The following is a 21,532-nucleotide window of genomic DNA, read 5'->3' as shown; positions in this document are numbered from 1 at the left end:
CCCCCGCTCCCGTGCCCGGCCGTTACTTCATCGGCCAGACGGCCTCGGCAACCGCGCCTTGCGGCGGCGAGATGGTGACGAACTTGCCGCCGATATATTGCAGCAGCACCGGATCGGCGTCGTTGTTCTGGCCCAGTTCGTCGAACTTCACGCGCTTCCACGGCATGATGGTCTGCTCGCCCGGGATTTCGGTCGCGGCCAGCGCCGCGCGGATCTTTTCGCCGTCGGTCGACTTGGCGCGATTGATGGCGTCCGCCAGCACGATCAGGCCCATGAACTCGCGCGAGGTGTTGTCGTTCAGGTCCTTGCCCGACTTCGCCTTGAACAATTCGTTGATCTTGCCGACCATCGGCCGCTTGGCCGCGAGATCGAGCGAGAAGCTGCCGCGGGTGATGACGCCCTCGAGCTTGTCGCCGACCGCGTCGTACAGCGCCTTCTCGGAAAAGCCCGCGGCCTGCGCCACGATGGCTTTCGGCTTGTAGCCGAGCTCGGCCATGGTCTTGACCAGCATGATGCCGTCGGTGGTGTAGCTCGAGGGCATCAGCACGTCGGCATTCGCCGACTTGAGCTGCTGGACCTCCGCCGACAGCGACGGCGAATTGGAGCGGTACTTGATGTCGGCAACGATCTTGTAGCCGCGCTCATTCGCAAGCTTGATCTGCGCGTTCGCGGAGTCGGTTCCGAAGATGGTGTCCTCGTGGAACAGGGCCAGCGTCTCGATCTTGGTGCCCTTCTTCTTCAAGGCGTCGTAGAAGTCGAACATCGCTTTGGTGAACATTTCGTCGTGAGGCGCGGCGCGGAAGAAGAATTTCAGGCCACGGGTATGCAGGCTCGGCGACGAGTTGTCGGCCGAGACAAACGGGGTCTGATAGCGCTCGCAGATCTGGCTGATGGTGACCGCCACCGAGCTCTGGTAGCTGCCGATGATGGCGCAGACTTTCTCCTGCGTGATCAGGCGCTCGGCTTCGGCGCGGCCCTTCTGGGGATCGCCCTGATGGTCGGCGAACACGAGGCGAATCTTGGCACCGCCGAGGCCGGGCAATCCGGCATCCTTTGCCAGCGGCAGATCGAAATCATGCTTGTTGTTGATGATGTCGGTGGCGGTCACATAAGCGTGCTGCGCGTCGACGCCGATCTGGGCATTGGCGCCGGACATCGGATAGGTGACGCCGATCACCACTTCGGACGTTTGCGCGCGGGCCGCGATCGGCGCGAGAGCGGCGGCAGCGGTGGCTCCAAGCAATACATTGCGGCGCGTGATCGTCATTGCAAATCCCCTTTTGAACGGCGGTTATCGATGAAGCGGTTGGCGGTTACGGTAAAGCCTCAATGATCGGCACGAGTTGCATCAAAGCACGGCAAGCGCCTTGTTCTGCAAATCGGTCACCAGCATCAATCCGGGCGCGTGCGTGATCGCAAACGGCAGCCTGGCGGCCGCGATTACCGATTGCGGCGTCACACCGCAGGCCCAGAACACCGGAATCTCGTCGTCCCCGACCGGCACCGCGTCGCCGTAGTCGGGCTTGTTGATATCGGCGATCCCGATCGAATGCGGATGACCGAGATGAACCGGCGCACCGTGCACGGAAGGAAAGCGCGAGGTGATCTGCACCGCGCGGATCGCATCCGCCGGTTTGAACGGCCGCATCGACACCACCATTGGACCTGCGAACGGGCCCGCCGCGCCGCAGGCGATGTTGGTGCGGTACATCGGCACGCGCAGCTTGCGCTCGATGTGGCGGATCGGCAAGCCGTCCGCCAGCAACGCTTCCTCGAATGAATAGGAGCATCCGATCACGAACGCCACCAGGTCGTCGCGCCAATGCGCGGTAATGTCGGTCGGCTCGTCCACCACTTCGCCGTCGCGCCAGACGCGGTAGCGCGGCAGGTCGGTGCGGATGTCGAGGTCGAGGCCGAGCGAGGGAATTCTGAAATCACCGACATCGGACATGCCGATGATCGGGCACGGTTTGGGATTGAGCTGGCAGAACCGGTGAAACGACGCCGCGAGCTTTTCCGGCAGGATCACCAGATTGCCCTGCACGAAGCCGTTGGCGACGCCGGCCGTGGTGGTGGCCATACCGGTCCGGCAGGCATGCCGGGCGGCGACACCAGGCGATAAATTCGCCGTATCGAGACCGGGTCGTTCCGTCTTTGCCAAGCTGGTCATCGTTGCAACAGCTCCAATCAGGTCGACATCTACTCCCGCATATGGCTATTATAATGTCTAATCGTCATTTTTAATCAAGATCGATAAAATTAATTTATCGATATGCGGGCAGAGGGTGCATGGTTGATTTCAAGGCAATCGAGACCTTCATGTGGGTGGTGACGCTCGGCAGCTTTCGCGGTGCCGCGCAGAAGCTCAACACCACCCAGCCCGCGATCTCGCAGCGGATCGCCCAGCTCGAACGCGAGGTGGGCGTGAGATTGCTACAGCGCGAGCGCCGCATGGTGATGCCGACACCGAGCGGCCGGCAATTGCTGGTCTATGCCGAGAAACTGATCGGGCTGCGCTCCGAAATGCTCGCCGTGGTCGGCGACCACTCGGCGATGCGCGGCGTGCTGCGGCTCGGCGTCGCCGAGACCATCGTTCACACGTTCCTGACGCAGCTGATCAAGAGCGTCAATCACACCTATCCCAACCTCTCGCTCGAGATCGAAGTCGACATCACCTCGAATTTGCGCAACCGGCTGCTGGCGCAGGAGATCGAACTGGCGTTCCTGCTCGGACCGGTGACGGGGCCCACCATCAGCAACCGGGTGCTGTGCGACTATTCGGTTGGATTCCTTGCCAGTCCTTCGCTCGGGCTAGGCAAGGAACGGCTGTCGGTGCATGACCTCGCCAAATTTCCCATCATCACCTTTCCACGCAAGACGCCGCCTTACGAAATCGTGCGCTCGCTGTTCAACCGGCCCGACCTGCCACCGATGCGCCTGCACGCCAGCGCCTCGCTGGGTACGGTTAAACATATGGCGATCGAAGGCCTCGGCATTGCCGTTATTCCGACAGCGATTGTCGAAAGCGAAATCGCGGATGGCAGGCTGCAATTGCTGTCGACCAACCTGCAGATGCCACTGTTGACGTTTTCGGCGAGCTGGCTGGCTTCTCCGGACACCATCGCGGTCGAACGGGTGGCTGAACTGGCGGCCTCGCTCGCGCAGGGCGGCGTCGTTGTTGACGCGCCGCTGCAGGCGCGTCATTGAAGCGGATCGGGTGAGCATCAATCAAGACCGGAATGGCAGAATGACCAAGATCGCATCCAACCTGCAAATCGATTCCGCCCGGCTGTGGGACACCATTCACGAAACCGCCAAATTCGGCGCAACGCCGAAAGGCGGCGTGCGGCGGCTGACGCTCGGACCTGAGGACAAGCAGGTCCGCGACTGGTTCCGGAAAGCCTGCGAAGCCGCCGGCCTCGAGTGTCACGTCGACGCGCTCGGCTCGATGTTCGGCCTGCGCAAGGGGCGCGACATGTCGAAGGCGCCGATCGGGGTCGGTTCCCACCTCGACACCCAGCCAACCGGCGGCAAGTTCGACGGCATACTCGGCACGCTCGCCGCGCTTGAAGTGGTTCGCACCCTCAACGACGCCGGTATCGAGACCGAGACGCCGATCTGCATCTGCAACTGGACCAATGAGGAAGGCTCGCGTTTTGCGCCGGCGATGATGGCGTCGGCCGCCTATGTCGGTGATTTCACCACCGACGACATTCTGTCGCGGAAGGATGCCGAGGGCGTCACAGTGGCGGAGGCGCTCGACAGCATCGGCTATCGCGGCGAGAGCCCGGTCGGCCGGCAGAAATTCTCCAGCTTCGTCGAACTGCATATCGAGCAAGGCCCGATCCTCGAAGCCGAGAACAAGACCATCGGCGTGGTCGATTCCGGCCAGGGCGTGCTGTGGTACGACGGCAAGATCACCGGGTTCGAAAGCCATGCCGGCTCGACGCCGATGCCGCTGCGGCGCGACGCACTGGCGACGCTTTCGGAAATCGTGCTGGCGATGGAAGCAACCGCCAGGAAGCACGGCCCGAAGGCGGTCGGCACCATCGGCGAGGCCGTGATCGCCAATCCCTCGCGCAACGTCATTCCCGGCGAAATCGCCTTCACGATGGATTGCCGCAGCGCGGACGTCGCGATCATGGACGCGTTGGACAGGGATTTGCGCGCGGCGATCACCGAGATCGCGGCGCGGCGCAAGGTCGACGCCAAACTCGATCTGGTCTGGCGCAAGCCACCGACCCATTTCGATCCAAAACTCGTCGACGCCGTCGAGAACGCCGCCACCGCGCTGGGCTATTCGCATCGCCGCATCACCTCCGGCGCCGGCCACGATGCCTGCAACCTCAATACGGTAATGCCGGCGGCGATGGTGTTCGTGCCCTGCAAGGACGGTATCAGCCACAACGAACTGGAAGACGCCACGCAGGCCGATTGCACCGCGGGCGCCAACGTCCTGATGCATACCGTGCTGGCGCTTGCCGGCGTGGCGTCATAAAATAATCAAAAGCGGAGGGACTGCCGTGCGCGGTGTTTTTGTCGATGCCAATGAATCGCTGGCCGTGATCTTCGAGCGGCTGGAACAAACCGGTGACCCCGAGGTCCGTATCAACAGGAATCCCGACATCACCCCGGATCAGTATCCGGCCCTGCTCGACGGTGCTGAAATCGCTATCGTCGATCATACTGCGCTGCCGACCGAGATTGCGAAGAAGTGCACCGGGCTGAAGCACGTGGTGTTCCTCGGCACCGGCGCGCGCAGCTACATGAATCCGGAAGAGCTTGCCGAACTCGGCATCGAAGTGCACCTGATCAAGGGCTATGGCGATACGGCGGTGGCCGAATGTGCCATCGCGCTGATGTGGGAAGGCGCGCGCGGCCTCGCCAGCATGGATCGCGGGATCCGCGCCGGCAACTGGCTGCGCGATGACGCCATGCAACTGACCGGCAAGACGCTGGGGCTGATCGGCTACGGCGGCATCGCCGCCGAAGTCGCGCGGATCGCGCTCGGCAGCGGCATGCGCGTGATCGCCTGGAACCGGTCGCCCAAGAAGCATCCGAAGGTCGAGTTCGTCGAACTCGATGAGCTCTTGACCGAAAGCGACGTCATCTCGATCCACCTGCTGCTCAACGACGAGACGCGCGGGATGGTTTCGCGTGCCTGTATCGAGGCGATGAAGCTCGGCGTCATCCTCGTCAACACCGCGCGCGGCGCCATCGTCGACGAGGACGCGATGATCGAGGCCCTGAAATCAGGCCAGATCCGTCATGCCGGCCTCGACGTCTTCAACATCGAGCCGCTGCCGGCGGATCATCCCTTGACCAAGCTGCCCAACGTCACGCTGTCGGCGCATTCCGCATTCCGCACGCCGGAGGCAAGCGAGAACCTGATCGGCGCGGCGTTGGCCCATTGCCGGCGGATCGCGAAGGGGAAGTAGGATTTATCCCCGTCGTCCCGGCGAACGCCGGGACCCATACCGCGTTGTGCTATCGGCGAAAGCAAGGTGGCCGACACCTGCTACAATCACAACCGCCGCGGCGTATGGGTCCCGGCGTTCGCCGGGACGACGATCGAGTCTGTGATCGCTCCCTACTCCACCATATCCGCGACCGCCTTGCCACAGGCGGTCGTGTCGGCGTTGCCGCCGAGGTCGCGGGTGCGCAGCGTGCGTTCGCCGAGCGTGCGCTCGATGGCGCCGACGATCGATTGCGCCGCTTCCTTCTCGCCGAGATGCTCAAGCATCATCGCGCCCGACCAGATCATGCCGATCGGGTTGGCGATGCCCTGCCCGGCAATGTCAGGCGCCGAGCCGTGCACCGGCTCGAACACCGACGGGAAATTGCCTTCCGGGTTGATATTGCCTGACGGCGCGATGCCGATGGTGCCGGTGCAGGCCGGGCCGAGATCGGAAAGAATATCGCCGAACAAATTGGAGCCGACCACGACGTCGAACCAGTCCGGATGCAGCACGAAATTCGCGGTGAGAATATCGATGTGGTACTTGTCCCACTTGACCTTGGGATAGTTCTTCGCCATCGCCTCCACGCGCTCGTCCCAATAGGGCATCGTGATCGAGATGCCGTTGGATTTGGTCGCCGAGGTCAGATGCTGCTTCGGGCGTGACGCTGCGAGATCGAATGCGAATTTGAGAATGCGATCGACGCCGACGCGCGTCATCACGGTCTGCTGGGTGACGAATTCACGGTCGGTATCCGGGAACATGCGTCCGCCGACGGAAGAATATTCGCCCTCGGTATTTTCGCGCACCACCCAGAAATCGATATCGCCGGGCTTGCGGTTCGCGAGCGGCGACGGCACGCCGGGCATCAGGCGCACCGGGCGCAGATTGACGTACTGGTCGAACTCCCTGCGGAATTTGATCAGCGAGCCCCACAAGGAAATGTGATCGGGGATTTTTGCCGGCCAGCCCACCGCGCCGAAGTAGATCGCGTCGTGCTTGCCGATCTGGGCCTTCCAGTCCTCCGGCATCATCTCGCCGTGCTTTTCGTAATAGTCCCAGGAGGCAAAGTCGAAATGGTCGAAATGCACGGCCACGCCGTGCTTTTTCGCGGCTGCCTCAAGAACGCGCAGGCCCTCCGGCACCACTTCCTTGCCGATGCCGTCGCCGGGAATGACCGCGATCCGATAGGTTTTCTTGCTCATCCTTGAAATCCTTGGGTGGCTTGCTCTTTGGGTCGTGCGCCATGCCCCAGACACGGCCTGTTGATGGCTTTGCAATGGACCAAACCGCGCGCGGGTGCAACGCTGCAGTGCAATGTTGACCGCGGCGGGGCCGACCGCCTACCAATTTCGCCGGACACTGCCTCCGATATCCCCTCCTGAAGCGAGAATTCCAATGGATCTGCACTTGCGCGGTAAGCGCGTCCTGATCACCGGCGCCTCCAAGGGCATTGGCGCCGCGGCAGCCGAAGCATTCGCCGAGGAAGGCTGCGACATCAGGCTGGCCGCCCGCAACGGCGAGCAATTGAAGGCACTGGCCGATCGGCTGCGCTCGGCCCACCAGATCGACGCCTCGGTGCATGTCGTCGATCTGCGTAAGCCGGCGGACATCGAAAAGCTGGTGAAGGATACCGCCGACATCGACATCCTCGTCAACAATGCCGGCGATATTCCGGGCGGCTCGATCGACAAGATCGACGAGGCCACCTGGCGTCACGCCTGGGAACTGAAAGTGTTCGGCTACATCAACCTCACCCGCGCGGTCTATGCGCAGATGAAAGCGCGCGGCCATGGCGTCATCGTCAACGACATCGGTGCGGCCGGTGAAAAATTCGACGCGAATTATATCTGCGGCAGCGCCGGCAACGCCGCCTTGATGGCGTTCACGCGTGCATTAGGCGGCAAGAGCCTCGCCGACAATATCCGCGTGATCGGCATCAATCCCGGCCCCGTCGGCACCGACCGCCACGTCACGCTGCTGAAGACCCGCGCCAAAAACCAGTTCGGCGACGAGAACCGCTACAAGGAATTCCAGAAGGGCCTGCCGCTCGGCCGCCCCGCCCATGCGCGCGAAATCGGCGACCTGATGGCGTTCTTGGCGTCGGACCGTTCGGGGTATACGTCGGGCGTGATTTATACGGTCGATGGCGGGATCAGTGCGGGGTGGGGTTAGGCTGACCTGCCACCACCGTCATTGCGAGGAGCCAACGGGTCGCGCGAATGCGCGCCCGATGACAGGCTCCGCGACGTAGCAATCCATTCTTTCTTTGCGCGGCGCTATGGATTGCTTCGCTTCGCTTCGCTTCGCTCGCAATGACGATAGTTAGACCGTCCTTTCAAACAACTGCCTTATCAGCGTCGTGATCCTCCCGTCGGCGACATCATCTCGTGCATGATCGAAAAATGGTCGGCGCCGGGAATTTCCTCATAGGTCACCGGCATCGCGCGCCAGTCCAGCGCAGATCACAATGCCGGCATTCCAAATCTCCAGTGCAGCCACGACGTGGGCGCGTTTCCACTTTGCCAAAAAATGTTCTACAGCACCATTCACGACCAAGAAACCGCGGAGAACAAAGTGGCTGATCAGGAGCTGGTGCGAGAGACGGCGTGTGCCATCGTTGGCAAACTGAGAGCGGGTGAAGTCACGCCACTCGATCTGCTCGACGTGCTGGAAAAGCGGATCGCCGAAGTCGACGGCCCCGTCAACGCGCTGCCGACGCTGTGCTTCGACCGCGCCCGCGACCGTGCCAGGGCTCTGATGAAAAAGCCGGTCGGCGAGCGCGGCCTGCTCGCAGGCCTGCCGATCCCGATCAAGGACCTCACGGCGGTCGAGGGCGTGCTGACCACGCAGGGCTCGCCGATCTACCGGAACAACATCCCGGCGCGGTCGGACATTCTGGTCGAGCATCTCGAAAACAATGGCGGCGTGATCTACGCCAAGTCCAACACGCCGGAATTCGGCGCCGGCGCCAACACGTTCAACGAAGTGTTCGGCGCGACGCGCAATCCCTGGGACACCTCCCGCTCCGCCGCCGGCTCCTCGGGCGGTGCGGCGGTGGCGCTCGCCACCGGAACAGCCTGGCTCGCCCACGGCTCCGACATGGGCGGTAGCTTACGCAACCCCGCAAGCTTCTGCGGCATCGTCGGGCTGCGGCCGAGCATCGGTCGTGTCGCGCATACCATCGCGGCCGCGATCGACCGCAACCTCGGCGTCCAGGGCCCGATGGCGCGCAACGTCGAGGACGTCGCCTTGCTGCTCGATGCGATGAGCGGCGAACACCCCGGCGATCCCTTGTCGCTGCCGGTGCTGCCGAATTCGTTCCTGTCCGCCGTGCGCGCCGGCAGCAAGCCGAAGCGCATCGCCTATTCGCCCGATCTCGGCATCACGCCGGTCGATCCCGAGGTTGCGGCCGTCACCCGCAAGGCGGCGCAGCGTTTCGCCGAGCTCGGGGTCATCGTCGAGGAAGCCCATCCGGATCTGCGCGAAGCCCATGAATGCTTCCACGTGCTGCGCGCGTTCGACTTCGCGCTGAGCAAGGCGCAGCTGCTGCGCACCAAGCGCGACCAGCTCAAGCCCGAAGTGATCTGGAACATCGAGGAAGGCCTCAAGCTGACCGTCGAGCAGCTCGAGCGCGCCGAAGCGCAGCGCGTCGCGATGACCGCGCGTACGCTGGAATTCTTCGACAAGTACGATCTGCTGCTGGCGCCCGCCACCATCGTGGCGCCGTTTCCGGTCGAGAACCGTTACGTCGCCGAATGCGCCGGCAAAAAGTTCGACAATTACGTCGAGTGGCTCGGCATCGTCTACGCGATCACGCTGGTGTGTTGCCCCGCGTTGTCACTGCCGTGCGGTTTTACGGCCTCGGGCCTGCCGGTCGGACTGCAGATGGTGGCCCCGCCGCGCGGCGAGGCAAAACTTCTCGCCGGCGCCAAGCTGCTGGAAGACATTCTGGGCGTGCGCGGCACCACGCCGATCGAGCCGCGCTCGCCGAAGTAAAGGTCCACTTACCGTGGCATCGCCATGCAAGTGCTTTGCGCCGTATCGAATGAAACCGTGCGCGGCCACCGGCAGTTACCGGTGCTGTTCGGAAGGACACGCTGAACCGGGATAGCCGGGGTTTACAGCTACGTACTTGGAGACCAAGCATGACAGATCAAGTCATCAAAGCCACTGGCGACCATCTCGACATCGCCGACGTGGAGCGGCGGATCAAGGCGATCTTCATCGGCTCGATCGGCAATCTCGTCGAATGGTACGATTTCTACGCCTACACCGCCTTTGCGCTGTACTTCGCGCCGGCGTTTTTCCCCAACAGCGATCCCGTGGTGCAGCAGCTCAACGCCGCGGTGCTGTTCGCCGCGACCTTCCTGATGCGGCCGCTCGGCGGCTGGCTGTTCGGCTACATCGCCGACCGCTACGGACGACGGTTGTCGCTGACGCTGTCGGTGGTCTGCATGTGCTTCGGCTCGCTGATAATAGCTGTGACGCCGACCTACGCCTCGATCGGCATCCTGGCACCCTGCATCCTCGCATTGGCGCGCATCATCGAAGGCCTCAGCCTGGGTGGCGAATACGGCGCCAGCGCCACTTACCTCAGCGAGGTCGCCGACCCCAAGCATCGCGGATTCTATTCGAGCTTCCAATACGTCACGCTGATCGGCGGCCAGCTCACCGCGATCATCGTACTGTTGCTGCTGCAAAAGGTGTTCCTGACGCCGGAAGAACTAAGGAATTGGGGCTGGCGAATCCCCTTTGTGATCGGCGCCCTGCTCGCGATCTTCGCCGCTGTGATGCGGCGGGGCCTGCACGAGACCGAGGCGTTCGAGGAAGCCAAGAAGGTCAGCAAGCCTTCCGGCTCGATCACCGGCCTCTTGAAATACCCACGCGAGCTGTTGCTGGTGGTCGGCCTCACCGCCGGCGGCACCGCGGCGTTCTACACCTTCACGACTTACATGCAGACCTTCGTCAAGCTGTCGGTCGGGCTCACCGAGGACCAGACCACGTTCGTGATCTTCGGCTCGCTGATCTTCGCGACGCTGTTGCAGCCGATCTATGGCGCGTTGTCCGACCGCATCGGCCGCAAGCCGCTGCTGATCTTCTTCGGCGTCGTCGGCACGCTGGCGACGGTTCCGATCCTGACCACGCTGAAAGAGACCAAGTCGCCGTTCATGGCGTTCCTGCTGATCTGCGCCGCCTGGATCTTCGTCGCCGGCTACACCTCGATCAACGCGATCGTGAAGGCCGAGCTGTTCCCGACCAATGTCCGTGCGCTCGGCGTTGGGCTACCCTATGCGATCACGGTGTCCGTGTTCGGCGGCACGGCACCCGCGGTGGCACTCTACTTCAAGAGCCTCGGACATGAGGACTGGTTTTACTACTATCTCAGCGGCATGATCTTTCTCTCGCTGATCATCTATGCGACGATGCGCGACACCAAACATGAATCGGCGATGCATCGTCACGAATGACAGGTCCTGACATGACCGACGACCTCGAGCCGCCGCCGGAGAGCAAGCTGACGCGCAGCAAGGAACGCTGGGCGCGCGAGGGAAAGTTCCTCACCGGCAAAGTTACCCGTCCCGAGGACCAGCGCTTGCCGCCCGGCCAGCATCTGACGCGCGACTGGCCGGTGCTCGATCTCGGCCTGACGCCGAGCATTTCGCGCGAGCGCTGGCGGCTCGACGTCTACGGCGCGGTCGAAGACCCGATCTTCTGGAATTTTGCCGAGTTCACCGCGCAGCCGCAGACGCAATTCCTCTCCGATATTCATTGCGTCACGACCTGGTCGCGCTACGACAATCAATGGGAGGGTCTTTCGACCCGCGACCTCCTGATGGCGTGCCGGCCGCGCGACGAGGCGCGGTTCGTGGTGCTGCATTCGCATGACGGCTACACCACCAACCTTGCGCTGGAGGATTTCGCCGCGGAAGACGCCCTGCTCGCCCACAGGTGGTCCGGCCAGCCGCTGGAGCAGGACCATGGCGGCCCGGTGCGACTGGTGGTGCCGCATCTCTATTTCTGGAAGAGCGCCAAATGGCTGCAGAGCATCGAATTCCTCGATAAGGATGCGCCGGGCTATTGGGAAGTCCGCGGCTATCACAACCGCGGCGACCCGTGGGCGGAGCAGCGTTATTCCAGCGACTGACGCCTTAGTGAGCCAAGGGAGAACGCCCGTGCCGACCGAACGCTTTCAATTCACCGGTGAAGGCGGCCATCAGCTTGCCGCGGCGCTGGACAAGCCCGACGGCGCAATCCACGCCTATGCGTTGTTCGCCCATTGTTTCACCTGCGGCAAGGATGTGCTGGCGGCCAAACGCATCGCGACCGCGCTAACCGCTCGCGGCATCGCGGTGCTGCGGTTCGACTTCACGGGCCTAGGCTCCAGCGAAGGCGATTTCGCCAACTCGACCTTTACGTCGAATGTCGCCGACCTCGTCCACGCCGCCGATCACCTACGCGAAACCCGAACATCGCCGACGATCCTGATCGGCCACAGCCTCGGCGGTGCGGCGATCCTCGCCGCTGCCGGGCGAATCCCCGATGCCAAGGCGGTCGTCACCATCGCCGCGCCCTCCGACCCCGCCCATGTCACGCATTTGTTTGGGGATCGCATCGAGGACATTCGCACCCAAGGCAAGGTCGAGGTTCAGCTCGCCGGACGCCCCTTTCACATCAAACGTGAGTTCCTCGACGACATCGCCGAACATGGCCTGATGGTGCATGTCGCCAAATTGCACAAGGCGCTGTTGATCATGCATTCGCCGACCGACGACACCGTCGGGATCGACAATGCGACGAATATTTTCGTTGCTGCCAAGCATCCGAAGAGTTTCGTTTCGCTGTCCGGCGCCGATCATCTGCTCAGCAACAAGCGCGATTCCACTTATGTCGCCGACGTCATTGCCGCATGGGCCGAACGCTATGTCGAACCGCTTCCGGCCCAGACAGCCGCCGAACTCGGCGAGGTACCGCGCAATGTCGTGGTGCGCGAGACCCGCGCCAGCAAATTCCAGCAGACCGTCACGTCTGGGCCGCATCAGATGCTTGCCGATGAACCCGTTGCCGCCGGCGGCCAGGACTCTGGGCCCGGGCCGTATGACTTCGTGCTGGCGGGCCTTGGCGCCTGCACCTCAATGACGATGCGGATGTATGCCGACCGCAAAGCGCTGCCGCTCGATCGCGTCACGGTGACGCTGCAGCACAAGAAGATCCATGCGGAAGACTGCGCCGAATGCGAAACCCGCGTCGGCATGCTCGACCAGATCGAGCGCGTGATCTCGATCGAGGGCGCGCTCGACGCCGATCAACGCAAACGATTGATGGAGATTGCCGACAAGTGCCCGGTGCACCGGACGCTGACGTCGGAAATCCGGATCGTGACCAAAGCTGCGGAGTGAAGCAAACTCGTCGTCCCGGCCTTGAGCCGGGACCCATACTCCGCGGCTTTAGTTGATTAAGAAGGTATCTAACGCCGGTACTCTCACCGAGGGGACACGGCGTATGGGTCCCCCGATGCGCAATTGCGCATCTGAGCTCAAGGCCGGGGCGACGTCAAACTTCAAGCCGTTGCCAGCGGACGAACGCGCAGCGCGCCGCGCAGACCGATGGCCGTACCGGCCATGATGCCGGCAACCGCGATCAGCGAGGCGAGCGCCAGGGTCGAAAAACCGGACAGGCCCTGCCCGATCGAGCAGCCGAACGCCATCACGCCGCCGGCGCCCATCAGCGCCGCGCCGCCGGCCGAGCGCAGCATGTGGCGCGGCGACTGATAACCCTCGAGATGAAAACGCCCGGTCGCCAGCGCCGTGATCAGGCTGCCGGCGAGCACGCCGCCGACGGTGGCAATGCCGAAATTCAGCGTCGATCCCGTCGACAGCATGACATATTGCAAGGCATCCGCGATCGGCGCGATGAAGGTCAGCGACACCACCGGTGTCGGATTGAAGTCGTCGGCGCCGAGATAGCCGCTGGCAAACCAGCCCCCCGCCACCAGAAGGCCGATCACCAGACCGGCGGCGACCTGGCCCGGCGATTTCCGGAACGGCGCGTGCGCGAAGGCGAAGATGATCAGCGCGGCGCTGACGGCGGACGCCGCCAGCATGCGCGCCGTGATTTCGCTGAGGCCGAACGCCGACAGCAGCGCCGGGACGGAATTGACTGTCGTCGTGGTCTGCGAGGCCTGCACCATCGCGATGCGCGCCGGCGCGATCAGGCCCTTCAGCGTCATCATCGCAAAAATGCCGAGCACGATCACCACCACGAAGGAGCGAAGATTGCCGCGCCCGAGCAGCACCAGCGCGCGCGAGCCGCAGCCGTTCGACATCACCATGCCATAGCCGAACAGCAAGCCACCGAAGAACATCAGCGGCACCGAAAATGATGGTTGCAGGTAAATCGACTTGCCGAGATCGACGAGGCCGGCGGCCGCCAGCAATTGCGTCGATGCCACCGCGACGCCGATCGCGAGCGCGTAGGTGCGGACCAGACGGCCATCGCCTTCCGCCCACCAGCCGCGCAGGCTCGAGAGCATGCAAAAGCCGCTCAACAGGCCGACCGCGCCGTAAACGAGACCGATCAGCAGTCCGCTCAGCACAATGATGTTCGCAGGGCCCTGCACGGCATTTTCCTCAAGCGTTCGGCGATATCAGCCGCGACAGCATAAATATGCTACAGATTTCACCCTGCTATAGCGGCGCATGCACGGGGGCGTCCACGGCAGGGGAGAACAAAGAATGAAGCTTCCGCGCAGCGTGACAATGAGAGAATAAAACAATCGATCCCAACCGGAATGCGATTGGTTTCGTTCCCGCTGCAACGAGGAAAAAGTTCTGTCCGAGAGGATTTACACCGGCCGCAGGATCACGCGGTCACGCGACGAACCCGCCACCGCGATGAAAGCGGCCCTGGCCTGTTCCAGCGGATAGATCGCGGCCGGCTTGATCGGGAACGGCTTCAGGTGGCCGCTCGCAAAGCCCGGGCCCAATTCCGTGAGCACCGCGCCGGTTGCGACCGACGACAGGCCGAGCGTATCGATGCCGACATAGGTGTGCTGGCCGCGATAGAACTCCAGAATGTTGAACTGCACGATGCGGTCGACCGCGGCGATCAGGATCTGGCGCCCGCGCAACGCCAGCGATTTGTGCGCCGCCTGGAAATAGGGATCGCCGACGGTGTTGAAGACGATGTCGGCGCCCCTGCCGTCGGTGAGTTCGCGCACACGCGCCGCGACATCGGTCGCGGAGGCATTGACGACGTCGACCTTCGAATTGGCGTGGCCTTCATAAAGTTCGTCCTTGCGGACGACGCCGATCACGCGCGCGCCGTGCCAGCTCGCGATCTGCACCGCCGCCTGCCCGACCTTGCCGTTGACGCCCATGACCAGCACGGTCTCGCCGGCTTTTGGAATGCCGGCGCGGCGCAGGCCTTCCATCGCGGTCACAAAGGGAACGCCGATACCGGCGGCCTCCTCCCACGAAATGCTTTTGGGCTTCTCCACCACGGCATCGGCTTCGACCACGAGATGCGAGGCGTGGGTGCCGTCGCGGCGAATGCCGAGATCGCCGGACGAGCCGAACACTTCGCGTCCGATCGACCCCGCCGGGCCGTCGATCACGACGCCCGCATAGTCGCGGCCCGGCGTGCGCGGAAACACCGCATAGGACATCAGGCCGGTCGCGGCCTTCACATCCGATGGATTGACCGCCGCCGCCCTGACCTCGATCAACAGCTCGTTTTCGGCACGCGACAACGCCCGCGTCTCGACCACGGGCGCAAGCGAAGCCGGGTTCTCGGCCTTCGCCGCCAGCCGGACGCAGCGCGCTTCAACTGTCTGACCAGGTGGTGTGGAGACCGGCTTCATCGATATTCCCTGTGATGTGGGCTTCCAGCGCGATTTGACGCCCGCAGGGATCGTTACACCGTCGCGGCTTCGCCCCATGACTAGCGGACTGCCCGCTGAGTTCAAGGGGCTTGTTGAAGGAAGCCGGCTAGATCTTCGGCGGCGGCGCCGAACCCAGAATGGCTTCGATCGCAAGGCCGAGCCCAAGCAATTTTGTATCGCTGCCGACGGGACCATCGATCTCGAGTCCGACCGGCAGTCCCCCCGGCGTCATTCCGGCGTAGAGCGACAGGCCGGGAAGGCCGGCATTGCTGCCGGGATCGGTATTGCGGATCATGGTGTCGAATGTCGGCACCGGCGTGCCGCCGTTGATCGACATCTCGCCGGACCCCTTGGCGGCATCGATCAAGGGCGCCGGTGCGATGGTGGTCGGAAACAGAATGCAGTCCAGATTATTGTCGCGGAAGTACGCCTCGTACATTTTCTGCAGCGCGGGGCGATGCACCGTGATGGCATCCTGATAGGCCGCACCGAAGGCGTCGGCGGTGATGGCGCCAAACACGCCCTTGACATCGGGACTGGCGATCCCGGCCACGATGTCGGCCAGCGTGACGTCCGTGATGCCGCTCGCCTCGAGATAAGCGGGGATGTCGGCGATCGGTTCGTGCAGCGCCACCGGGAACGACACCTTTGCATCCAGCTCGAACAGGCCGGGCATATCGACATCAACCAGAACGACGCCGGCGTCGGCAAGTTTTGCACGCGCAGTCCTGGTCACGGTTTCGAGCTGACGGTCGAGCCCGCTCCAGAACGCCGCCGGGATGCCGAACCGCTTGCCGCGCAACGGCTCGATCTTTGCCATCGGCGTGGCGGTGATGACGGAATCGAGCAGCGCCACATCCGCGACCGTACGGCCCATCGGGCCCACGGTGTCGCGGGTGTGGCTGATCGGAACCACCAGATTGGCGTCGTCGTAGCGGCGCTGTGCGCCGCCATTGCCGACCGACGGTCGCAGTCCGACGATGCCGCAAAGCGCTGCCGGCACGCGCGTCGAACCACCGGTATCGGATCCCAATCCGCAGCTGACGATACCGGCGGCAATCGCCGCGGCTGTTCCACCTGAGGAGCCGCCCGGGATCCGCGTCGTGTCATAGGGATTCTTCACCGGCCCCGCAAAGGACGCAAGGTTGGTGCTGGTGATGCCGAACGCCAGCTCGTGCATGTTGGCCTTGCCGATCATGATGGCGCCGGCCTTCAAGAGCCGGTCCCACGACGGTGCGTTGCGGCTCGTCCGCGCGTTCTGCAGCGCCGGCGTGCCAGCCGATGTCGGTATGTCTGTCGTGTTGATGTTGTCCTTGACGACGATCGGAAGCCCTGCAAGCGGGAGTGCGCCGCGCGACCCCTCATCGATTTCCGCCGCCGCTGCGATGGCCGGATCCTTGTTCAGAACAATCAGCGCGTTCAGATCCCGGACCTGTTCGGCGCGCGCGATCGCGGCCTTGGTCACATCGACAGCCCTGATCTTCTTGTCCCTGATTGCGGCGACGATGTCGGCCGCGGTGGTCGGGTTGGAATCAGCCATGGCGGAACTCACATCTCCGAGAGAAGAAAGCGCCGGCCACAATGCCGGCCGACGAGTTCAGATATCACGGCGAGACGGATCGGGCATGAACACATTTTCAGCTATCTGATGCTATCCCTTCGGCCGCTTGTCGAACACGCGTTTGGCCTTTCCCAGCGATCGCTCCAGGGTCTCGGGGGCGACGGCTTTGATGCGGGCGGTGATGCCGATGGTGTTCTTGATGAAGGTTGCGACTTTTTCCGTGTGCGTGGGCAGACCGCTGCCGTCCCAATGTTCGGGGCGGGCCTCCGCCAGCACGGTCATTTCGTCCATGCGGCCTTCGCGGGTGAGTTCGATGATGAAATGTCCGCCGCACCAGTCGGTTGCGAGCAAAGCTTCCTCGATCTGGGTCGGGAACACATTGACCCCGCGCAGGATGATCATGTCGTCGGAACGACCCGTGACCTTTTCCATCCGCCGCATGCCCGGCCGCGCCGTGCCCGGCAGCAGCCGCGTCAGGTCGCGGGTGCGGTAGCGGATGATCGGAAAGGCTTCCTTGGTCAGCGAGGTGAACACCAGTTCGCCCTTTTCGCCATCGGGCAGCACCGCGCCGGTCTCGGGGTCGATCACTTCGGGGTAGAAATGATCCTCCCAGATATGCAGGCCGTCCTTGGTCTCCACGCATTCCTGCGCGACGCCAGGGCCGATCACTTCCGAGAGCCCGTAAATATCGGTCGCATCCATGTCGAAGGCCTGTTCGATCTCGACGCGCATCGCGTTGGTCCAGGGCTCGGCGCCGAAGATGCCGAACTTGAGCGAGGATGCGCGAGGGTCGAGCTTCTGCTTCTTGAACTCGTCCAGGATCGCCAGCATGTAGCTCGGCGTCACCGTGATGATGTCGGGCTTGAAATCGTTGATCAGTTGCACCTGCCGTTCGGTCATGCCGCCGGACACGGGCACCACGGTGCAGCCGAGTTTCTCGGCACCGTAATGCGCGCCTAACCCGCCGGTGAACAGGCCGTAGCCATAGGCGTTGTGCATGATCATGCCGGTGCGGCCGCCGGCGGCGCGGATCGAACGCGCCATCACATCCGCCCACAGGTCGATATCGGCCTGGGTATAGCCGACCACGATCGGCTTGCCGGTCGTGCCTGACGAAGCATGGACGCGGACCATCTTCTCGCGCGGCACCGCGAACATGTTGAACGGGTAATTGTCGCGCAGGTCGGTCTTGACCGTGAACGGAAATTTGGCGAGATCGGAAAGCTGCTTGAAATCGCCGGGGTGCACGCCGGCCTTGTCGAAGGCCTTCTTGTAGTGTGCGACGTTGTCGTAGGCATGCGCCAGCGACCAGGCGAGGCGTTTTGTTTGCAGCGCCATGATCTCGTCGCGGGAGGCGCGCTCCGCGGCGTCCAACTCGGCGCGGTAGCCGCCTGCACTGGATTGAAGCTTGGTCGAAGCCATCGGGCGTTTCCTCAAAGATCGTTTTGTTTTATTTTATCGCGGTACCGGGCAGCCACGCACCACCGATGGTGCGGGAATGACCGCGGAATTCCGCGATCACAACGTCACCAGCGGTGACCTGCACATCGTAGATGCCCGATCTGCCGCTGCGGGAGATCTCGCGCGCGCTCGCCACCAGCACATCGCCGAGCTTGCCGGGCCGGATGAAGGTGACATGGCACTGCGCCGCGACTGCGCGCTCGTTATGGGTGTTGCAGGCAAAAGCAAAAGTGGAATCCGCCAGCGTAAAGATGAAGCCGCCATGGGCGATGCGCTGGCCGTTGACCATCTCCGGCCTGACCGTCATCGAAAGCGTCGCCCGGCCCGGCCCGATCTCGACGATCTGCATGCCGAGGTCCTTGCTGGCGTCGTCCTCCTTCCACATCGCGTCCGCACAGGCGCGCGCGAGGTCGTCGGGCGAAAGCGTGGCATTGACGTTCACTGCGGTCTCCCTGTCGTCGGGCCTGTTGCAACCGGCCTCTTAATACGCGTTAGTGTTGGAGCGGAGCACCCGGGGTGTCAACGCTCCCTCCGTCATTCTCCGATGCGCAATTGCGCATCGTAGATGGTCCGCAGGACCAGACCCGGAATCTCGAGATTCCGGGTTCGATGCTTCGCATCGCCCCGGAATGACGCTCAAACGTGGTCGTAATCCACCACGACCCTGTCCGACACCGGCCGCGCCTGGCAGGTGAGGATGAACCCCGCCTTCAGTTCCCACGGCTCCAGCGAATAATTCACTTCCATCTGTGCGTCGCCCTCGACCAGCTTGGCGCGGCAAGTCGAGCACATGCCGCCCTTGCAGGCGAACGGCAGGTCCATTCCGGCGCGCAAAGCGGCATCGAGAATGGATTCATCCTCGGCCACCGGCACCTCGCGGCGCTTGCCGTCGATCACGAGCGCGGCCACCGCCTTCGGCGGCGCGGATGTCTCGACGATCTTTTTGGCGCGCGGCTTGCCGCCAAACTCGGAGACGAAGCGCTCGACGTGAATGCGATCCTCGGCAATGCCGATCTCGCGGCAGGTGTTTTCGATATCCTCGCTCATGCCCAGGGGGCCGCAAACGAAGACGTGATCAACACTCGACGCCGGCACCAGCGAACGCAGCAACACGCGAACCTTTTCGCCGTCGAGCCGGCCGTGCAGGATCGGGATGTCCTGCTCCTCGCCGGAGATCACGTGAAAGACGGAGAACCGCTGCATGAAGCGGTCTTTCAGTTCCTCCAGCGCCTCGCGGAACAGCATGCTCGATGTCGAGCGGTTGCCGTAGAACAGGAAGAAGCGGCTATTCGGTTCGCGCGCCAGCACGCCCTTGACGATCGACAGGATCGGCGTGATGCCGGAGCCCGCGGCAAAGCCGACATAGACCCGCGCCTGATCGGGCGCATGCGCGACGCCGAAGCGCCCCGTCGGCGTCATCACGTCGAGTTCGTCGCCGGCCTTCAGTTCGTCCGCAGCCCAATTCGAAAACGCGCCGCCATCGACCTTCTTCACCGCGATGCGCAATTCGCCGTCGTCGGGGCCGGAACAGATCGAATAGGAACGGCGCACTTCCTCGCCGTCCATGGTCGTGCGCAGGGTCAGATATTGACCTGGTGTAAAACTGTAGTCGCCTGATAGCTCCGCAGGTATCGCAAAGCTCAGCGATACCGCATCCGGCGCTTCGCGGCGCAGGTCGTTGACGGCGAGACGGTGGAAACGGGGAGCTAATGACATCGAAATTCTCGGTTTTTCACCGTCATTGCCTGCGACAAACGCGAAGCGTTTGCGCAAGGGAGCGAAGCGACGAAGCAATCCATTCTATCCTTTCGCGGCGGCATGGATTGCTTCGCTCCGCTCGCAATGACGGCCTCAGTGACACTTGAAATAGTCGAACGGCTCGCGGCAGCTCTTGCAGCGCCACAGCGCCTTGCAGGAGGTCGAACCGAACTCGGAAAGGACTTCGGTATTCCCGGAGCCGCATTGCGGACAGGCCACCTGCTGCTCACCGAACAGCGCGCGGCGCGAGCCTGACGCCTGCGGCGGCGCGATGCCGTATTCGCGGAGCTTGCGGCGGCCGTCTTCGCTCATCCAGTCGGTGGTCCAGGCCGGTGACAGCACCGTGCGGATTTTGGGCCGCGCGATGCCGGCGCGCTCCAGCGCCAGTTCGATCTCCAGCGCGATCATGTTCATCGCGGGGCAGCCGGAATAGGTCGGCGTGATCGCGACCTCGACATGGCCGTCGCTGACGGCAACGTCGCGCAGCACGCCGAGATCGGCGATGGTCAGCACCGGAATCTCGGGATCGACCACTTGGGCGGCCGCATCCCAGGCGCGCCGGCGCAGATCGGCATCGCTGAGCAAGGCGGTTACCATGTCGCCCCCGGAAAGGTTCGCGGCATCGACTGCAATTCGCTGAGGAGATGGCCGAGATGTTCGCTGTGCCGGCCGTCGCGGCCGCCCTGCTGCATCCAGTTGTTGTCAGGCAAGGCCAGTGTCGCCTCATTAACGACGCCGGACACCGTCTTGAGCCATGGCGCGTGCAATTTGGCCGGATCGACCGCGATGCCGGCGTCGATCAGGCCGCGCTCGCTGTCGTCGAGATGGAACATCTCGCCGGTATAGGCCCAGAGATCGTCGATCGCGCTCTGCGCGCGGCGGTGGCTCTCCTCGGTGCCGTCGCCGAGTCGCACCATCCATTCCGACGAATGCCTGACGTGATAGGCGCTTTCTTTTTCGGACTTCGCCGCGATCGCAGCCAGGGTCGGATCGCTCGATTGCATCATCGCGCGCCAATAGAGATCGGCAAAGGCCGCGTAGAAGAACTGTCGCACCATGGTGCGAGCGAAATCGCCGTTCGGCTGTTCCAGCAGCAGCAGATTGCGGTACTGCCGGACATCGCGCAGATAGGCGAACTTGTCCTCGTCGTTATCCCGGCCTTCGACCTTGGCGGCGTAAGCATAAAGCTCGCGCGCCTGCCCGAGCAGATCGAGGCCCATATTGGCGAGCGCCATGTCCTCTTCCATCATCGGCGCGTGGCCGCACCATTCCGACAGCCGATGGCCCAGAATCAGCGCATCGTCGGCGCGGCGCAGGGTGTAGAGCACCAGCGGGGTTTCGGAGACCTGGATCGAGGCGACAGCCATTTTGCCTATCCTGCTTGCGCCAAGTTCTCCTCGTCGTTGCGAG

General features: G+C 63.4%; 19 protein-coding genes. 8 read left to right on the top strand and 11 right to left on the bottom strand.

Going from position 1 to position 21,532, the window contains the following annotated elements; genetic code table 11:
- Window positions 1–22 precede the first annotated feature (22 nt).
- On the bottom strand, window positions 23–1,267 hold the full coding sequence (locus tag JQ567_RS22055) for an ABC transporter substrate-binding protein (protein WP_212440742.1): 1,245 nt from the start codon (window positions 1,265–1,267) through the stop codon (window positions 23–25).
- 81 nt (window positions 1,268–1,348) lie between these two features.
- Window positions 1,349–2,170: a putative hydro-lyase gene (locus JQ567_RS22050; protein ID WP_212440741.1), complete on the bottom strand. Its 822-nt coding sequence runs from the start codon at window positions 2,168–2,170 to the stop codon at window positions 1,349–1,351.
- 119 nt (window positions 2,171–2,289) lie between these two features.
- On the opposite strand from JQ567_RS22050, the gene JQ567_RS22045 reads away from it, so the two are divergent.
- The 3 genes from JQ567_RS22045 to JQ567_RS22035 are packed head-to-tail and all read left to right on the top strand — an operon-like array spanning window position 2,290 to window position 5,438.
- Window positions 2,290–3,207: a LysR family transcriptional regulator gene (locus JQ567_RS22045; protein ID WP_212268383.1), complete on the top strand. Its 918-nt coding sequence runs from the start codon at window positions 2,290–2,292 to the stop codon at window positions 3,205–3,207.
- Between the two features lie 40 nt (window positions 3,208–3,247).
- A complete protein-coding gene (locus tag JQ567_RS22040; RefSeq protein WP_212440740.1) occupies window positions 3,248–4,498 on the top strand; it encodes a Zn-dependent hydrolase in 1,251 nt (416 codons plus the stop codon).
- A 25-nt stretch (window positions 4,499–4,523) separates the two neighbouring features.
- Window positions 4,524–5,438 carry an NAD(P)-dependent oxidoreductase gene (locus JQ567_RS22035; RefSeq protein ID WP_212440739.1) on the top strand — a complete coding sequence of 305 codons (915 nt, stop codon included), beginning with the start codon at window positions 4,524–4,526 and terminating at the stop codon, window positions 5,436–5,438.
- Window positions 5,439–5,590: 152 nt separating this feature from the next.
- Here the strand turns inward: JQ567_RS22035 and JQ567_RS22030 are convergent, their stop codons facing one another.
- Window positions 5,591–6,664: a tartrate dehydrogenase gene (locus tag JQ567_RS22030; RefSeq protein WP_212440738.1), complete on the bottom strand. Its 1,074-nt coding sequence runs from the start codon at window positions 6,662–6,664 to the stop codon at window positions 5,591–5,593.
- A 193-nt stretch (window positions 6,665–6,857) separates the two neighbouring features.
- On the opposite strand from JQ567_RS22030, the gene JQ567_RS22025 reads away from it, so the two are divergent.
- The 5 genes from JQ567_RS22025 to JQ567_RS22005 all read left to right on the top strand — a co-directional run bounded on the left by JQ567_RS22025 (window position 6,858) and on the right by JQ567_RS22005 (window position 12,859).
- Complete coding sequence (locus tag JQ567_RS22025) at window positions 6,858–7,634, top strand: SDR family oxidoreductase (RefSeq protein WP_212440737.1); 777 nt, start codon at window positions 6,858–6,860, stop codon at window positions 7,632–7,634.
- A 357-nt stretch (window positions 7,635–7,991) separates the two neighbouring features.
- The gene (locus JQ567_RS22020) at window positions 7,992–9,458 is read left to right on the top strand and encodes an amidase (RefSeq protein ID WP_212440736.1); all 1,467 of its coding nucleotides are present in this window, start codon (window positions 7,992–7,994) and stop codon (window positions 9,456–9,458) included.
- Window positions 9,459–9,607: 149 nt separating this feature from the next.
- Entirely contained in the window at window positions 9,608–10,930 is a 1,323-nt protein-coding gene (locus JQ567_RS22015; RefSeq protein WP_212440735.1) for an MFS transporter, read from the top strand.
- Between the two features lie 11 nt (window positions 10,931–10,941).
- Window positions 10,942–11,607 (top strand): sulfite oxidase-like oxidoreductase, encoded by a 666-nt coding sequence (locus JQ567_RS22010; protein WP_212440734.1) that lies wholly within the window; start codon window positions 10,942–10,944, stop codon window positions 11,605–11,607.
- A 28-nt stretch (window positions 11,608–11,635) separates the two neighbouring features.
- Entirely contained in the window at window positions 11,636–12,859 is a 1,224-nt protein-coding gene (locus tag JQ567_RS22005; RefSeq protein ID WP_212440733.1) for a bifunctional alpha/beta hydrolase/OsmC family protein, read from the top strand.
- Window positions 12,860–13,020: 161 nt separating this feature from the next.
- On the opposite strand, the gene JQ567_RS22000 is transcribed toward JQ567_RS22005, so the two are convergent.
- The 8 genes from JQ567_RS22000 to paaC all read right to left on the bottom strand — a co-directional run bounded on the left by JQ567_RS22000 (window position 13,021) and on the right by paaC (window position 21,489).
- The gene (locus tag JQ567_RS22000; RefSeq protein WP_409363627.1) at window positions 13,021–13,992 is read right to left on the bottom strand and encodes a YeeE/YedE family protein; all 972 of its coding nucleotides are present in this window, start codon (window positions 13,990–13,992) and stop codon (window positions 13,021–13,023) included.
- 312 nt (window positions 13,993–14,304) lie between these two features.
- Entirely contained in the window at window positions 14,305–15,321 is a 1,017-nt protein-coding gene (locus JQ567_RS21995; protein ID WP_212440732.1) for a zinc-binding alcohol dehydrogenase family protein, read from the bottom strand.
- Window positions 15,322–15,448: 127 nt separating this feature from the next.
- Complete coding sequence (gene iaaH / locus JQ567_RS21990; RefSeq protein ID WP_212440731.1) at window positions 15,449–16,882, bottom strand: indoleacetamide hydrolase; 1,434 nt, start codon at window positions 16,880–16,882, stop codon at window positions 15,449–15,451.
- A gap of 111 nt (window positions 16,883–16,993) precedes the next feature.
- Entirely contained in the window at window positions 16,994–18,325 is a 1,332-nt protein-coding gene (paaK, locus tag JQ567_RS21985; RefSeq protein ID WP_212440730.1) for a phenylacetate--CoA ligase PaaK, read from the bottom strand.
- 28 nt (window positions 18,326–18,353) lie between these two features.
- Window positions 18,354–18,806, bottom strand: a complete 453-nt coding sequence (gene paaI, locus JQ567_RS21980; RefSeq protein ID WP_212440729.1) for a hydroxyphenylacetyl-CoA thioesterase PaaI — start codon at window positions 18,804–18,806, stop codon at window positions 18,354–18,356.
- A 194-nt stretch (window positions 18,807–19,000) separates the two neighbouring features.
- Window positions 19,001–20,080, bottom strand: coding sequence for a 1,2-phenylacetyl-CoA epoxidase subunit PaaE (gene paaE / locus JQ567_RS21975; protein ID WP_212440728.1), 1,080 nt, complete (start codon window positions 20,078–20,080; stop codon window positions 19,001–19,003).
- 135 nt (window positions 20,081–20,215) lie between these two features.
- Window positions 20,216–20,719: a 1,2-phenylacetyl-CoA epoxidase subunit PaaD gene (gene paaD, locus JQ567_RS21970; RefSeq protein WP_212440727.1), complete on the bottom strand. Its 504-nt coding sequence runs from the start codon at window positions 20,717–20,719 to the stop codon at window positions 20,216–20,218.
- Window positions 20,713–21,489 (bottom strand): 1,2-phenylacetyl-CoA epoxidase subunit PaaC, encoded by a 777-nt coding sequence (gene paaC / locus JQ567_RS21965; protein WP_212440726.1) that lies wholly within the window; start codon window positions 21,487–21,489, stop codon window positions 20,713–20,715. The genes paaD and paaC overlap by 7 nt, the downstream gene beginning before the upstream one ends.
- Window positions 21,490–21,532 lie beyond the last annotated feature (43 nt).

It is taken from the genome of Bradyrhizobium sp. AUGA SZCCT0431, assembly GCF_018131065.1.
Lineage (GTDB): Bacteria > Pseudomonadota > Alphaproteobacteria > Rhizobiales > Xanthobacteraceae > Bradyrhizobium.
The sequence above is the reverse complement of the archived record's forward strand: the minus strand, read 5'-3'. Positions and strand labels throughout refer to the sequence as shown.

Excerpts from the sequence above, each read along its gene's own strand:
- JQ567_RS22055 (WP_212440742.1), bottom strand. The coding sequence starts at position 1,267 with ATGACGATCACGCGCCGCAATGTATTGCTTGGAGCCACCGCTGCCGCC.
- JQ567_RS22050 (WP_212440741.1), bottom strand. The coding sequence starts at position 2,170 with ATGACCAGCTTGGCAAAGACGGAACGACCCGGTCTCGATACGGCGAAT.
- JQ567_RS22045 (WP_212268383.1), top strand. The coding sequence starts at position 2,290 with ATGGTTGATTTCAAGGCAATCGAGACCTTCATGTGGGTGGTGACGCTC.
- JQ567_RS22040 (WP_212440740.1), top strand. The coding sequence starts at position 3,248 with ATGACCAAGATCGCATCCAACCTGCAAATCGATTCCGCCCGGCTGTGG.
- JQ567_RS22030 (WP_212440738.1), bottom strand. The coding sequence starts at position 6,664 with ATGAGCAAGAAAACCTATCGGATCGCGGTCATTCCCGGCGACGGCATC.
- JQ567_RS22025 (WP_212440737.1), top strand. The coding sequence starts at position 6,858 with ATGGATCTGCACTTGCGCGGTAAGCGCGTCCTGATCACCGGCGCCTCC.
- JQ567_RS22020 (WP_212440736.1), top strand. The coding sequence starts at position 7,992 with ATGTTCTACAGCACCATTCACGACCAAGAAACCGCGGAGAACAAAGTG.
- JQ567_RS22015 (WP_212440735.1), top strand. The coding sequence starts at position 9,608 with ATGACAGATCAAGTCATCAAAGCCACTGGCGACCATCTCGACATCGCC.
- JQ567_RS22010 (WP_212440734.1), top strand. The coding sequence starts at position 10,942 with ATGACCGACGACCTCGAGCCGCCGCCGGAGAGCAAGCTGACGCGCAGC.
- JQ567_RS22000 (WP_409363627.1), bottom strand. The coding sequence starts at position 13,992 with ATGCTCTCGAGCCTGCGCGGCTGGTGGGCGGAAGGCGATGGCCGTCTG.
- JQ567_RS21995 (WP_212440732.1), bottom strand. The coding sequence starts at position 15,321 with ATGAAGCCGGTCTCCACACCACCTGGTCAGACAGTTGAAGCGCGCTGC.
- iaaH (WP_212440731.1), bottom strand. The coding sequence starts at position 16,882 with ATGGCTGATTCCAACCCGACCACCGCGGCCGACATCGTCGCCGCAATC.
- paaK (WP_212440730.1), bottom strand. The coding sequence starts at position 18,325 with ATGGCTTCGACCAAGCTTCAATCCAGTGCAGGCGGCTACCGCGCCGAG.
- paaE (WP_212440728.1), bottom strand. The coding sequence starts at position 20,080 with ATGTCATTAGCTCCCCGTTTCCACCGTCTCGCCGTCAACGACCTGCGC.
- paaD (WP_212440727.1), bottom strand. The coding sequence starts at position 20,719 with ATGGTAACCGCCTTGCTCAGCGATGCCGATCTGCGCCGGCGCGCCTGG.
- paaC (WP_212440726.1), bottom strand. The coding sequence starts at position 21,489 with ATGGCTGTCGCCTCGATCCAGGTCTCCGAAACCCCGCTGGTGCTCTAC.